Raw genomic sequence first — 13742 nt, forward strand, 5'->3', positions numbered from 1 at the left:
TTGGATTCTCCATCAAGAATCTCAATTCATCGTTCGGATTTTTCTTCACCTAAACTACTTTTGTCCCAGTCTCTTTTTTAATTTGTAATAACGTCTCCGTCTTCATCATCGCCGGTATCGTCTTCACCAGGATCTTTTTCTAATGAGACCACTTTCTTTTCTTCATCCCATTTCACTTTGTAGCCAAGGGATTTTGCTACTTTGATAACTGATAAATACGAGTGATGATTTGGTTTATACAGCTTTAAGTCACTCGAATCAATGACGCCTAAGCCTAACAGCAGGCGGTCGGACTGAACGTAAGGCTTTCCATCAATCAGCTTCACTTGCTTATCAGTAAATGGATAAACGGCACGGTTGACTTCAACCGTAAACTCTCCTTTTTTCTCTTCTTTAATTGGTTTTGGCTGTTTGGATACATATTTAATTGCGTCTACTCCTAATACCGTGCCTTGGCGCGTATTATCAGCGCCTCCGTACATTTTCCCTGTTTCATAGTCATAGATGACCGCTTGAACGTTTCCGATATGCTCAGGCTTTTCTTCAAACGCATGTCCTTTAGCCATCATTTCAAGAATTGTATCTTGGCTAAAGCCTGGTTCCCATCTTACGGTTGGATAGCCGCCTGAATAAATACGAGGTGTTAAAATCGCTTTTTGAATCGGCATCTTATGGTCAATAACATTCATAATTGTTTCTGCTACAGACGCAATGATGGTGGGGCCTCCCGGTGAACCAATTGCCATAAACGGCTTTCCGTCTTTTAACAGGATCGTTGGAGACATGCTGCTTCGAGGACGTTTTTTAGGCTCAACCTCGTTCACGCCTCCCGGAGTGGCATCGAAATCCGTCATTTCATTGTTGAGCATAAATCCGTAGTCAGGAACCATAATTCCTGAACCAAAAACTTGTTCAATGGTAGTCGTGTAAGAAACCATGTTTCCCCATTTGTCTACAACAGAGAAATGAGTCGTTTGGCCGATTGGATTTTCTTCCTTTACTGTTGCTTTATTTGGATTTTCTTTTCCTTCATATTTCCAAGGGTCTCCTTCTTTGACATTAGGCGTTGCTTTGTTTGGATTAATTAATTTACGACGTTCTTTAATATAATCTTCATCTAACAGTCCTTTTTTCGGCACTTCGTAAAAGTCTTCATCTGCCATATACGCCGCGCGGTCCGCGAAAGCTAAGTGCATCGCTTCCGTTAAATGCTGCAAATACTGAGGCGTATTGGAACCCATTTTTTCTACATCATAACCTTCCATTAGCTTTAAAATCTGCTGAACGGTTAATCCGCCGGAGCTAGGAGGAGCCGCACTAACCACATCGTAGCCTCGGTAAGTTGTTTTAACCGGCTCACGTTCTTTTACAACGTAATTTTTCAAATCATCCATGGTCATGCTTCCATCGCGTTTTTGAACTTCTTTAACAAGCGCTTTTCCAATTTCTCCTTTATAAAGAGCGTCTGATCCTTCTTTTTGAATAAGCTTTAATGTTTTAGCAAGATCCGGCTGAACAAGCTTATCTCCTTCTTTTAACGGCTTGCCATTCGGCACGAATACATTACCGGCCGTTTGGTATCTTTCAAGCTTGTCCACATTTTCATCAATGTACTGAGCCATCGACCAATTTACTTTGATTCCTTGTTCTGCTTGAGCAATAGCTGGTTTAATAACATCTGATAAGTCCATGGTTCCATAATCTTTAAGGGCTGTTTCTACTCCTTTTAGCGTACCAGGAACTCCAACTGCCTTTCCTGTTATGTGACGCTTACTGAAAGGGATGACTTTTCCTTTTGAATCTAAAAACAGCTTAGGCGTGACATCAGCTGGTGCCATTTCACGGCTGTCTAACATCGTAATTTTATCTTTCTTTTTTTCATAAATCATCATAAAGCCGCCGCCGCCGATACCTGACATCATCGGTTCCACAACGTTTAGAGATAATTGAATGGCAGCTGCCGCATCTACAGCGTTTCCGCCTTCAGCTAAAACTTTCCTTCCCGCTTCAGCAGCCAGTGGGTGAGATGCCGCTACAATTCCTTGTGTAGCACCTCGTTTCATTGAATGGTCGACACCCGGAACTTCAGCAGCAGCTGGTGTGACAACTAAACTTAAACTAAATAATGCAATAACCAACATCTTCATAACCTTCATCTGGGTCTCCTCCTTCAAATACATTATTTCACATCGTCTGAAACGATGGATTTCACAAAGAATAAATTGGTTTATTATGATATTTTTTACATATGTGTATAAATAAAAAGCAAAGTAAATCAGACCTTTGCTTTTTTAGTTAATTGCATGTTTACCTTTTTCTCTATTCATTTACAATTATCTATATTTTCCAACAATTTATCCATAGGCTGATAGTTTCTTACTATTTTTGGAATTATGTAGACTGAACGCTCTAATAATGTAGAAAATCTAGCAGTTAAGAAGTCGTTGGACTTACATGCATTTCTTAAAATTTTTATAAATATTCTTATTGTTATATAAAAAGCAATTCTTTATGAAAATCAGCATATGTTTCCTCAAAACCAAAAATAAAACAGGACTTTTGATTCACCGTCCTGTTTGCAGCATGTTTTCGACTTTTTTAATATCTCCGTGAGTAGGATTGATTTCTCGGGCATAGGCGATTTGTTCTTTCGCTTTTTCCATTTCTTTTAATTGAATATAGGTTTTGGCGAGTTCGAGCGGCAGCATAATCCCTTCAAAACCAAGATCTTGCGCCCGCTGCAAATAAGACAGCGATTTTTCGTAATTCCCTCCAAACATAAGCGGAGTTTCCCGGTATTTTATTCCTCGAACGAAGTGCGCCAAGCTTGAAGATGGATTTAATGTTAGTGCCTGATGAAGAGCTCGGTCCATTTCTAAATTTAATACCATTTTTTCAAAGATAATTGATTCTTCGATTTGCTTTGCTAAACAAACCGCTAAGTAACAGTACAAATCAGATGCTTGAGGTTTTTTCTTCATTTCTTGTTGAATTTCGCGTTTGACCTCTCTCCACTTTCCCTCTTCTAGCTGATTCATGACGTATTCTACATGTATTCCCACCACTTTGCCCTCCTTTTCCTCTTTATCATAAAGGATTTCTGCACAAATGAAAAAAGTAAGTGTTCTTCATTCTTCTCAAAAGATCGTTACCGTTAAAAAATAGGCAAATTTCTCAATCACTTAACCCAATTAGTACATAGGATATAGAGACTTTTACTAAAGGAGGTTACACATATGGGCGCAAAAGGCGGTTTTGGTTTTTCATTTATCGTTGTTTTATTTATTCTATTAGTAATCGTAGGGTGTTCTTGCTACTACTAATTTCTAGAGGGGATGAACATCATTCATCCTCTCCTATTTCAAAAAAAACCATGCTTTCGCATGGCTACATACCGATTAGATGAATGAGTAGAGGAACTCATTGTTCGGCAATATTGAAGAAATTTTTGGTTTTTACTTCCGCCTAGTATGCCCTTTTTGACGGGAGCTATGCGTAAATAAAGTTAACGTTTAAAAGCGAAAGCCAGACGCACCTACAATAACAAGTAAAACAAATAACACAACGATTAACGCAAAATTTTGTTTTCCCACGTACCATCCCTCACTTCCTATTATCTGCTTTTAGTGTATGCAACAGCTTGGCAAAATGTTTAGGACAGGGGTGCGGATTTTTCCAATGAGAAAAACCTTCAAATTTCGCCAAAAAAAGTGAATCATATTTTTATTTCTTTCGTTATATATAGTAAGAGATTTTCTACTATAAAAAAGGGGGACCTTTAATGCGCCGACATTCCAAATTGCCCATTGTTCTTGTCTTTGCCTTCTTTTTATTCATCGCAACTGTTTTGTGCGTAACCTCTTATATGTCTTGAACGTATAAATAATATAAAAAAATCGCCTTATCGAAGGCGATTTTTCTACCCTAGCATTATATCTTCATTTGGATAACGAACAGCTTCGCGCTTTTGCTTAGATAATGAAAACGCAAGCGTTAATGGCCCCACTTTTCCTAAAAACATGATAAAGATAATAATTACGCGTCCAAAGTACGAAAGTTCAGGAGTTGCTCCCATTGATAAACCTACTGTTCCAAACGCTGAAACAACTTCAAACATAATTTTTACAAACGGAAGGTTTTCCGAAATATTTAACAGGAAAATGGCCCCAAATACAAACATAATTGAAATCATCGTGATGGCTAGTGCCTTAAACACGTGAAGAGGAAGAAGTCGTCTCTTTAACAGCACAATATCTTCCCGGCTTCGTAAAAATGCCCATACAGAAAAAACAATCACCACAAACGTTGTTAGTTTAATACCGCCTCCTGTTGACGCACTTCCTGCACCAATAAACATTAATAAGACCATTAAAAAGACCGTTGCATCATGCAGGTGAGCTAAATCAATTGTATTAAATCCAGCGGTTCTTGTCGTTACCGCTTGAAAATAAGAAGCCCATACTTTGTCTCCTAATGATAAATTTCCGAGCGTATGCGAATTGCTGTACTCTAAGAAAAAAATAAAAAGCATGGCAATCACATTAATCGCAAACGTGCTGATAATCATAATTTTTGAATGCAACGTTAGTTTTTTATACGATTTTTTCACCCACATATCAGCAAGAACGGTAAACCCTAACCCGCCAATGATGAACAAAAAAGAAATCGTTATGTTAATAATAGGATCTCCAACATACTGTACTAAGTTATCAGACAGTAGTCCAAACCCTGCGTTATTAAAAGCTGAAATTGAATGAAACAAGCTAAAGAACAGCCCCTTAGACCATCCGAATTCCGGAACCCAGCGTATCGCTAAAAAGATAAGTGCAATAAACTCAATTAAAAATGAAAAGATAAACAGCCTTTTAACTAGCAGGACAACTCCGCCGACGCTTGTTTGATTTAATGCCTGCTGAACGAGCATACGCTCTTTAAATCCAATTTTTTTACCTAGCATCATAAAAATCAACACGGCAAATGACATAATGCCAAGACCGCCTATTTGAATTAACAGCATAATGATCGTTTGACCGATGACGGTAAAACGTGTACCTGTATCTACGACGGCTAAGCCGGTCACTGTCATAGCGGAAGTAGATGTAAAAAGGGCGTCTACCCATCGGATTGGCTCAGTAGTAGAAAAAGGCATCATCAATAGAAGAGCACCCATAATAATTCCTCCGCCAAAAATGGAGACAAGCAGCTGCGGAGGGGTGAGTTTAATGATTTGTTTTTTCATGAGTTAAACTCCTTCTTCTTCAAAACGGTTCAAATCGCGGTTATGTCCGATAACAATCAGCATATCTCCTTGTTCAATTATTTCATGCGCGGTAGGCGAAATCACCATTTCCCCGTCTTTTCGCTGAAAGCCGATAATGTTGCAGCCGTACTTGGCACGAATGTTTAAATCAAACAGCGTTTTATTATGAAGTTTCTTAGAGGCGACAATTTCGACAATACTATAATCCTTTGATAATTCAATGTAATCAATGATTTTTTCTGACACTACGTGATGAGCAATACGTTTAGCAATATCACGCTCAGGATGAATGACTTTGTCTGCTCCTATTTTCTCCAGCACTTTTTGATGATACATATTCACTGCTTTTACCCATACTTGCTTAACGCCCATATCTTTTAAAAGCATCGTTGCGAGAACGCTTGCTTCGATATCATCCCCAAACGAAATAAGAGCATGATCAACATTGCGGATACCTAGCCCCTTTAAGCTAGCTTCATCAATCGCGTTTGCTTGCACAACATATGTAGCTGAATTGCTAAATTTATTTACTACCTCCTGATTGCGGTCAATAGCGAGCACATCCACATCCAGATTAGCAAACTCTTCAACCAAACTGCCTCCAAAACGACCTAATCCCAATACAGCAAACTGTTTTTTCATAATGTATTTATTCCTTTCTTCAACTGCTGTGTGTTCTCTTAGCTTATACTTTTTCTAAAAAATTACATATTTTTCTTAAAAAAAGCGCAAAAAAACACAGGAAGGCTCCTGTGTTTTTTCACACTCTTCCCCCTCAAAACGCTTGCGAAGTTAGCTGTCGGGTTCGGGTTTTAAGAGTAACCCTACCTTTTTAAGGATTCACCCCAGAGCACAATATGTGCGTAAATAATGGGTCCTCCGCTCCGTAATGGATTAAGCGATTTTTATTCAAATATCTATGATCTATTTTTTAGAATAATCGATTCGATTCATGATACGTTTCACTTCACGAAAGCTATCTTACTCCTGTGAATTTTGTCTGTCAAGATATTTTTAGCAAAGACCTCACTTGCGCTGCAAGCTGCAAAAATCATATAAATCTAAACTGACAATCATTTTGTGAAATTGATCAAATAAATTAATAACAGCCAAAAGCTCTAACAGCTGTATATCACTGTAAAATTTCTTTAATTGATCCATATCAGCATCGGTCAACTCCCTTGGACGCACTCGGTATACATCAATAAATCGAAACAGCAGTCGATCTTTTTTTTCCAGCTCTTTTTCTCTTAACACTTTTTGATTAAGCGTCTCATCGCCTACATATGACATGCTCATACACGTCTCACAGCCGTTAACACCTGCTAGATAAAGCCTTATTTTTTCCTTAGTCTCTTTTTCTACTATATCGCTGTTCCAAAGCGTGTTGTAAAGCTCATCATACAGTCTTTTTACATGCGGAATTAAATTCAATGCTTTTTCAAAATTTGTTCCCTCTTCGTTTGCTAACAAAACTCTTGCCATTTTTCACTCACTCCTTTTTAATTATTATAGTAAGAAAAATGGGAATTTTAGATTACATATAAAACATCTTATCGACTATTACTAATCAAATGAAACGTTAATGAGAAAGAAGGTTTTCAATTGAAAATTGATGAAATTGATTTATCGATTTTGCAGGCGCTGCAGCAAAACAGCCGCCTTTCCTTACGAGAGCTAGGAAAACAAATTAATTTGTCTCCTCCTTCGGTGGCAGAGCGAGTAAGGCAGCTAGAGAGCTTTGGCGTTATAAAAGGGTATACGATTGATATTGATTATGAAAAGCTGCATTTGCCCGTGTCGTGTTTTATTGAAGTAACGATGAAAAACGGAGAGCACGAGCGTTTTAAACGATTTATTTCTCAGTATCCCTACGCTTTATTCTGTGAACGCATCGCCGGGCAAGCCTGCTTTATTACAAAGCTTCAGCTTCCTCACCTGCACATACTCGAACAATTTATTAACGAAATTACACCTTATGCCAAAACGATTTCACACATCGCCCTTTCTCACGTAGAGATGGCTCCTGCATTATTGAGTCATTTAAAAGATGAAAAGTGATTGAAACGTAACGAAAAAATCCGAACGATGAATCGTTCGGATCTTCTTTCCACTAAACTACTTTTGTCCCAAGCTCTTTTTATTCGTCCAACAGCATAAAAAATAACCCTCCAAAGCTGGAGGGTATAAATTTTCCGAATAATGAAAGTTTTACAACTTCATTTTAACAGGTGCCGACATTTCTGTCTACTTAAAAATGTAAAAGAGCTCTCTATTAATAGAAAGCTCTTTTACCTGCTTGTTTTTTGAAAACAATCAATCTATATAAAAGGGAACTACCTAAGGTTGAAAGTCACGTGAAACCTTGGCAGTTCATCCTGGATATACCGGTTGATATGATTCAAAACAAGTTCTTTCATCATTTCTTCTTTGACTTCTAATTCCGTTTTTTTATCTTTTTGTTTTAAAATGAGAATGTAATAGACTTTACCCATTTTAATGGGCTCACTACTCTCTCCGATGTGCTGTTTTTTTAACACATCTATAAAAGAAGGAGATAGACTTGAAAGCTTTAGATTATCAGCATTCTCTATTTTGCTCACTGTCTGGAATTCAGCATATTTTTTTTGAACGTCCTGAAGCGATGTTCCCTTTTGCAGTTCAGCCGCAGCGGCATCGGCATCATGTAAAGTGGAAAAAGCCAGCTGCGTAAAAGATACGCGCGTTAGATCGTTTTCAATACGTTTATAGTAAGCAGTTAGTTCATCAGACGTAATTTGTTTACGGAAATATTCTTCTAATTTAAACTGATTCGTTAGCTGGTTGGTTACATCACTGGAACGAATATTTAACACTTCATAACCTTGTTTTCTTGTATCCTCGTCATATGAGCGTTTAATTTGCTTCCACATATCCTCGACTTGTGTTTGTACTTCATCGCTTGTCTTTAGATGCGAAATTAAGATTTTTTGCATAACAAGCTGCCGCAATAACTCTTTGCGGTAGCTTGTATCATTTAACGGAGCGTCTGGATTCAAGAACCCTTCAACGGCTAAAAAACGGTTGAATTCAGCTCCTGTCACCTTGCCTCCCCCATATGCTGCCAGTTCTTTGGTAGAAGATAGCTGACTAATTTCTACAGAAGGAAACATCGTATTTGAATGCTTCCCTCCGCAGCCGGTTAAAAATCCGAACGCTGTTAATACTGCTAGCAGCAGCTTTAACGGTGTTGAACTCATCCATTGTTATCCTGCTGCTCTGAAAGCTTTAGAGAAATGGTTTGTTTTTTTCCATTTCGATACACGTCTAATTTCACTGTGTCTCCTACTTTACGTTTTGTGTATAGATATTGACGTAAATCACTGGATGTTTTGACTTCATTTCCATCGATGGCAACAATCACGTCTTTTGATTGTAAACCTGCATCAGAAGCAGAAGAGAATGGTTCAACCGTCGTTACGACAACTCCTTCAGACGTATCGCTTGTTAGGCCTAGCTGGTTTTGTTTTGTTGCAGCTGAAAGCTGACCTACATCTTGAAGACCTACCCCCATATATGGACGCGTTATTTTTCCGTTTTTCATCAGCTGTTCAATCGTCGGCTGCACTTCATCACTTGGAAGAGCAAAGCCGATGCCTTCTACATTGTCTTCTGAAATTTTCATACTGTTGATGCCGACTACTTCACCGGAAGAATTGATAAGTGCACCGCCGCTGTTTCCTGGATTAATCGCCGCATCCGTTTGAATTGCATCTACGTTCCAATTTTCTGAAATAGGGACAGAGCGTTTTGCTGCGCTCACAATACCTTGTGTGACCGTACGAGAAAATTGTTCACCAAGAGGATTTCCGATTGCAAGCACCGTTTCACCCGCTACTAAATCCGATGATTTCCCGAACTTCGCCACTTGTTCAACATTTTTGTCAGACATCTCAAGCACCGCTAAATCCGTTAGCGCGTCAGCTCCGACAATTTTAGCTTTTTCTTTTTGTCCATTTGAAAGTGACACTTCTACTTCGCTTGCGCCGTCAATAACGTGGTTATTGGTCACAACGTATGCTTTTCCATTTTCTTTTTTGAAAATAACACCGGAACCCGTTCCTGCTTCTTGCGTTTGGGTATCTCCAGAAAATGGATTTGTTTGCTGCTGAATATTGTTCACGCCTACAACAGCAGCTGATACTTTATTTACAACTGAAACAAGATCTGACTGATTGACGGTTGTGCTTACTGTTCGAGGCGTTGTGCTCGTTGTTGTTGCCGTTTGAGTCTGCGTTGTTTGATTCGCTGTTTGCGTATCAGCTGAATCCATTAACCCCAGCTGGGGAGCACCGTATAACACAATTCCTCCTCCAAGTACTGCTCCGGCGATAGAAGATGCAATCACTGGAAATAAGCGTCTTCTTGGAGGCTGTGATGATGACGCAGGCTGATACTGATCGTAGCGCTGCTGGCGATTTTCGTATTCTTCTTTTCGTTCTTGCTCTCTTTCATAATCACGTGGATCCATGAAAAACACTCCTTTTAACGTAGCAAATTTTATGTTATCTATACTATAAAATAAAAGTTTGGGATAAGTATCAAAACAATGTGTGAAATTGTGAAAAATTTCTTTATAACAGCAAACACGTAGTATAATAGCGGGTACATAGACCTTTAAAGACACGCGCATGGATGGCGCAATATGCTTTATTTACCTTAATTTTCATATATTCAGAGGAAGGTGTCAAATTTGAGCTTTACACTATATTTAGTAGAGGATGAACAAAATTTAAACGAAGTTTTAACCCTTTACCTTCAAAAAGAAGGCTGGGACGTTCGCTCATTTTTTAACGGCACGGAAGCCAAAGAAATGATTGCAACTCCTCCGCATCTGTGGATTTTAGATATTATGCTGCCTGACATTGACGGGTATCAGCTCATTCGCGAAATCAAGCAGCAAACGCCGCAAGTGCCTGTTATTTTTATCTCAGCCCGCGATGCCGATATTGACCGGGTTCTTGGGCTTGAAATGGGCAGCGACGACTATTTATCAAAGCCTTTTTTGCCTCGTGAACTAGTTATTCGAGCAAACAAACTGCTAAACCGCGTATATGGTTCCAATCAAAAGAAAACCGATACCATTACGCTGACTCCTTATGAGATCGATTTACATACCCGTACAGTCAGTGAAGATGGAAAGCCAATTGATTTAACGTCTAAAGAATTTGATTTTCTTGTCACTATCTCAAAAGACCTTGGACAGGCTTTTTCACGGGAGCAGCTGCTGAATCTCATTTGGGGAGAAGATTATTTTGGCACAGACCGAGTGGTGGATGATTTAGTAAGGCGCGTGCGTAAAAAAATGCCGCAAGCACGAATTGAAACGATTTACGGATATGGATACCGGATGATGAAAGCATGAAAAACAAGTCGCTTGCATTTCAAATTTGGCTCGTCATCTCCGGTATTTTACTGCTTATTTCAATTTTGCTCGCTATTTTATTCCCAACGACGCTCAGGCAGTTTTTCACGAATGAAATTTATACCACTATTGAAAATGAACAGCATATTTTAAAAGAATACGGCCTGCCAAGCCGCTCAGGTGAATACTACTTTAGCAATGAAGACAGTGAACCAACACTTGGCAATCGAACCGTGGATCATATTTTATTGCCTGAACATGCGGATATCTCTTATTTTTCATCACGGGTGTTGCCTCAAGACTTTTTGAGAAAAGCACAGGAAGATGCAATCAATCAGCGAAAAATCGTCGCTCGCTATGAAAAAGATCTTGGCAACCGGACGCTTTTTTATGTAATACGAAAAGTAAGTGTAAACGGACAGCCTGCTTTTTTACTTTCATTTTCGTGGGATACGTATCGCAACGCGCTCACTTCTACTCTGTTTAAACAGCTGCTTCTTGTAATTTCAATTGTATTTCTATTCAGCTGGCTTCCATCTATTTGGCTATCAAGATATTTAAGCAAGCCGCTTGTATCGCTTGAAAAAGATGTGAAAAAAATTGCCGAACAAAATTGGCATGAGCCCGTTACAGTGAACCGTTCAGATGAAATTGGCAAGCTAGGCGCGTCCATCGAGCAAATGCGCAAAAGGCTCGTATCTAAAGATGAAGCACAGCAAACGCTGCTTCAAAATATTTCACATGATTTAAAAACACCGGTTATGGTGATTCAAAGCTACGCTCAGTCGATTCAAGACGGCATTTATCCAAAAGGTGATTTATCGCAAACGGTAAAAGTTATTGAAGATGAATCCAAAAATCTCGAGAAAAAAATCCGCGATTTGCTTTACTTAACCAAGCTTGACTATATGTCCACTCATCAGCTTGCACAAGATGACTTTGATTTTACTGCACTACTTCATGAAGTAGTGGATCGCTTGCGGTGGAGGCGCCCTGAAATACAGTGGGAATTTGACGACGCAAACGCAACGATTAAAGGAGACAAAGAGCTGTGGACAAAAGTTCTTGAAAATGTACTCGACAACCAGCTGCGCTATGCCGAGACGAAGGTTTCACTTTCACTTGCTAAACACCAAACGAACGTTCAATGTACAATCAGCAACGATGGTCTGCCCATTGATCAAAGCGTGCTTCAACACTTGTTTGAACCGTTTAAAAAAGGAGCAAACGGTGAATTCGGTATCGGCTTAAGTATCGTAAAGCGTATTGTTACGATGCACGATGGAGCGATTACGGCTGAAAATACAGACACTGGAGTAACGTTTTCACTTACTATTCCTATATAAACTAAAAAAGCAAGGGAGCCGAATCCCTTGCTTTTTTATGAAAAAATTGAGGTATAGGCATAAAGAGCCGGTGAACCGCCTGAGTGGACGAACACCACATTTTCATCCTTATTAAAGTAACCTTTTCGAATTAAATCAATCAGACCAGCCATCGCTTTTCCCGTATACACAGGATCCAATAAAATCCCTTCCGTACTGGCCACAAGTTTGACTGCTTCCACCATCTCTTCTGTCGGAACAGCATACCCTGGACCTACGTATTCATCCATACACACAATCTCTTCTTCTTTAAAAGGCGTTTTACTATGTAAATGATCATAAAGTTCACTCGTCAGCTTAGCAACTTTTACTTCTTGTTCTTCTTTAGCACGACTAACATTCATTCCAATAACGGATACGTCACTTTGAAGACCTTGAAAGCCTGCCACTAATCCTGCGTGCATGCCTCCGCTGCCGCTTGTGCAAACCACGTGGCTAAGCTTTATTTGCTGCTCATAGCTTTGCATAAGCAGCTCTTGTGCACAGGCAGCGTATCCGGTTGCACCGATAACATTCGAACCTCCTACTGGAATTAAATACGGTTTATGACCTTTTTCAATTAGCTCTCGCTCTACTGTTTTCATTTCGGCTGTCAAATCAGAACCTTCAGCGACAAACCGCATGTCATGAGCGCCTAATAAATGATAAAGAAAATAGTTCCCTGTCGGCTGATCACTTGCTTTATTTTCCCCTTCTTCTAATACGAGCACGCATTTCATTTGTTCTTTTACAGCCGCAGCGAGCGTCAAACGACAGTGATTGGATTGTATCGCACCGCACGTTACAAGCACGTCTGCTCCTTGCGCCTTTGCATCAGCTACTAAATATTCAAGCTTGCGCGTCTTATTTCCGCCCCCTGTCAGTCCAAGCATATCATCTCGCTTCATATAAATTGAAGGTCCATTTAACTGCTGAGATAAAACCGATAGCTTTTCTAAAGGTGTAGGGGAATCTGTATATTTTCTTCTAGAAAATTGAGTTAAGTTCATGCTCTCATCCTCTCTTTCATATTTGTTCTATTTTACCATATAGAAGCTTTTGAAGAGCTTTTTACGAAAGGGCTCTCTATAACTTGTATACATAAGAACAAGTAGTCAACATACATTAAACCATATAAACAGTTTGAAGGAGTGTTTTCAATGAGTGAAAAAGCAGTACTTTGCAGCGTCTCACGAGTAGTCAAATCACAGCACATTTTTCCAAATGACCTAAACAATCACCACACCCTTTTTGGAGGAAAAATTGTCGCTGACATGGACATGACGGCTTCTCTTTCAGCAGCTAAACATTCACGAAAGACGTGTGTTACGGCTTCCATTGATCACGTTGATTTTATCGAACCCGTCACCGAAGAAGATTTTATTTCATATGAAGCATTCGTTGTTGTTACAGGAAAAAGCTCCATGATTATTTTTGTTAAAGTGATTGCCGAAAATTTGTTAACGGGTATTAAGCGTATTGCAGCTACTTCTTTTCTTACCTTTGTTGCATTAGAAAACGGGAAACCTGCCCCCGTTCCTCAAGTTATTGCTCAAACTGAAGAAGAAAAAAGTCTTCAAAAAGTAGCTCTTGAACGAAAAGAGTCCAAAAAAACGCAGGTTGAGCACAGCAAAGCGATTGCGAGCATTTTATCTAAATCTTTGCGCAGCAGTAATTAAGCTCTTCATCTAAAAAGCAGACAGCTGCTTTTTAG

14 protein-coding genes and 1 riboswitch are annotated in these 13742 nt (G+C 39.3%); of the genes, 5 read left to right on the forward strand and 9 right to left on the reverse strand.

Features of this window, described 5'->3' with window-relative positions:
• Positions 1–77: 77 nt before the first annotated feature.
• Together ggt and AC1D0Y_RS00650 are read right to left on the reverse strand one after the other, a co-directional pair.
• Entirely contained in the window at positions 78–2156 is a 2079-nt protein-coding gene (gene ggt / locus AC1D0Y_RS00645; RefSeq protein WP_028410997.1) for a gamma-glutamyltransferase, read from the reverse strand.
• 408 nt (positions 2157–2564) lie between these two features.
• Entirely contained in the window at positions 2565–3062 is a 498-nt protein-coding gene (locus tag AC1D0Y_RS00650) for a tetratricopeptide repeat protein (protein WP_251626445.1), read from the reverse strand.
• Positions 3063–3236: 174 nt separating this feature from the next.
• On the opposite strand from AC1D0Y_RS00650, the gene AC1D0Y_RS00655 reads away from it, so the two are divergent.
• Positions 3237–3323, forward strand: coding sequence for a YjcZ family sporulation protein (locus AC1D0Y_RS00655; protein ID WP_016765201.1), 87 nt, complete (start codon positions 3237–3239; stop codon positions 3321–3323).
• Between the two features lie 189 nt (positions 3324–3512).
• Here the strand turns inward: AC1D0Y_RS00655 and AC1D0Y_RS00660 are convergent, their stop codons facing one another.
• The 4 genes from AC1D0Y_RS00660 to AC1D0Y_RS00675 all read right to left on the reverse strand — a co-directional run bounded on the left by AC1D0Y_RS00660 (position 3513) and on the right by AC1D0Y_RS00675 (position 6745).
• Entirely contained in the window at positions 3513–3593 is an 81-nt protein-coding gene (locus AC1D0Y_RS00660; protein WP_016765202.1) for a YjcZ family sporulation protein, read from the reverse strand.
• A gap of 326 nt (positions 3594–3919) precedes the next feature.
• Positions 3920–5239, reverse strand: a complete 1320-nt coding sequence (locus AC1D0Y_RS00665) for a TrkH family potassium uptake protein (protein ID WP_028410995.1) — start codon at positions 5237–5239, stop codon at positions 3920–3922.
• A 3-nt stretch (positions 5240–5242) separates the two neighbouring features.
• The gene (locus AC1D0Y_RS00670; protein WP_013058591.1) at positions 5243–5902 is read right to left on the reverse strand and encodes a potassium channel family protein; all 660 of its coding nucleotides are present in this window, start codon (positions 5900–5902) and stop codon (positions 5243–5245) included.
• 124 nt (positions 5903–6026) lie between these two features.
• Positions 6027–6171: riboswitch (cyclic di-AMP (ydaO/yuaA leader) on the reverse strand.
• A 115-nt stretch (positions 6172–6286) separates the two neighbouring features.
• A complete protein-coding gene (locus tag AC1D0Y_RS00675) occupies positions 6287–6745 on the reverse strand; it encodes a carboxymuconolactone decarboxylase family protein (protein ID WP_328240111.1) in 459 nt (152 codons plus the stop codon).
• 120 nt (positions 6746–6865) lie between these two features.
• Between AC1D0Y_RS00675 and AC1D0Y_RS00680 the strand changes: the two genes are divergently transcribed.
• Positions 6866–7321 carry an Lrp/AsnC family transcriptional regulator gene (locus AC1D0Y_RS00680; protein ID WP_043978416.1) on the forward strand — a complete coding sequence of 152 codons (456 nt, stop codon included), beginning with the start codon at positions 6866–6868 and terminating at the stop codon, positions 7319–7321.
• 275 nt (positions 7322–7596) lie between these two features.
• On the opposite strand, the gene AC1D0Y_RS00685 is transcribed toward AC1D0Y_RS00680, so the two are convergent.
• Positions 7597–8499: a peptidyl-prolyl cis-trans isomerase gene (locus AC1D0Y_RS00685; protein ID WP_477707289.1), complete on the reverse strand. Its 903-nt coding sequence runs from the start codon at positions 8497–8499 to the stop codon at positions 7597–7599.
• Positions 8496–9770, reverse strand: coding sequence for a S1C family serine protease (locus AC1D0Y_RS00690; protein WP_013084577.1), 1275 nt, complete (start codon positions 9768–9770; stop codon positions 8496–8498). The genes AC1D0Y_RS00685 and AC1D0Y_RS00690 overlap by 4 nt, the downstream gene beginning before the upstream one ends.
• 222 nt (positions 9771–9992) lie before the next feature.
• Between AC1D0Y_RS00690 and AC1D0Y_RS00695 the strand changes: the two genes are divergently transcribed.
• Both AC1D0Y_RS00695 and AC1D0Y_RS00700 read left to right on the forward strand, forming a co-directional pair.
• Positions 9993–10664, forward strand: coding sequence for a response regulator transcription factor (locus AC1D0Y_RS00695; RefSeq protein ID WP_028410990.1), 672 nt, complete (start codon positions 9993–9995; stop codon positions 10662–10664).
• Complete coding sequence (locus AC1D0Y_RS00700) at positions 10661–12010, forward strand: sensor histidine kinase (RefSeq protein ID WP_060747169.1); 1350 nt, start codon at positions 10661–10663, stop codon at positions 12008–12010. Before AC1D0Y_RS00695 ends, AC1D0Y_RS00700 begins: the two co-directional genes overlap by 4 nt.
• 35 nt (positions 12011–12045) lie before the next feature.
• Here the strand turns inward: AC1D0Y_RS00700 and cuyA are convergent, their stop codons facing one another.
• Positions 12046–13038 (reverse strand): D-cysteate sulfo-lyase, encoded by a 993-nt coding sequence (gene cuyA / locus AC1D0Y_RS00705; protein WP_028410988.1) that lies wholly within the window; start codon positions 13036–13038, stop codon positions 12046–12048.
• A 150-nt stretch (positions 13039–13188) separates the two neighbouring features.
• Here cuyA and AC1D0Y_RS00710 point away from each other — a divergent pair, with 150 nt between their 5' ends.
• On the forward strand, positions 13189–13707 hold the full coding sequence (locus tag AC1D0Y_RS00710; RefSeq protein ID WP_025750103.1) for an acyl-CoA thioesterase: 519 nt from the start codon (positions 13189–13191) through the stop codon (positions 13705–13707).
• The last annotated feature ends 35 nt before the right edge of the window (positions 13708–13742 follow it).

This window comes from Priestia sp. P1_B12_1 (assembly GCF_056406695.1).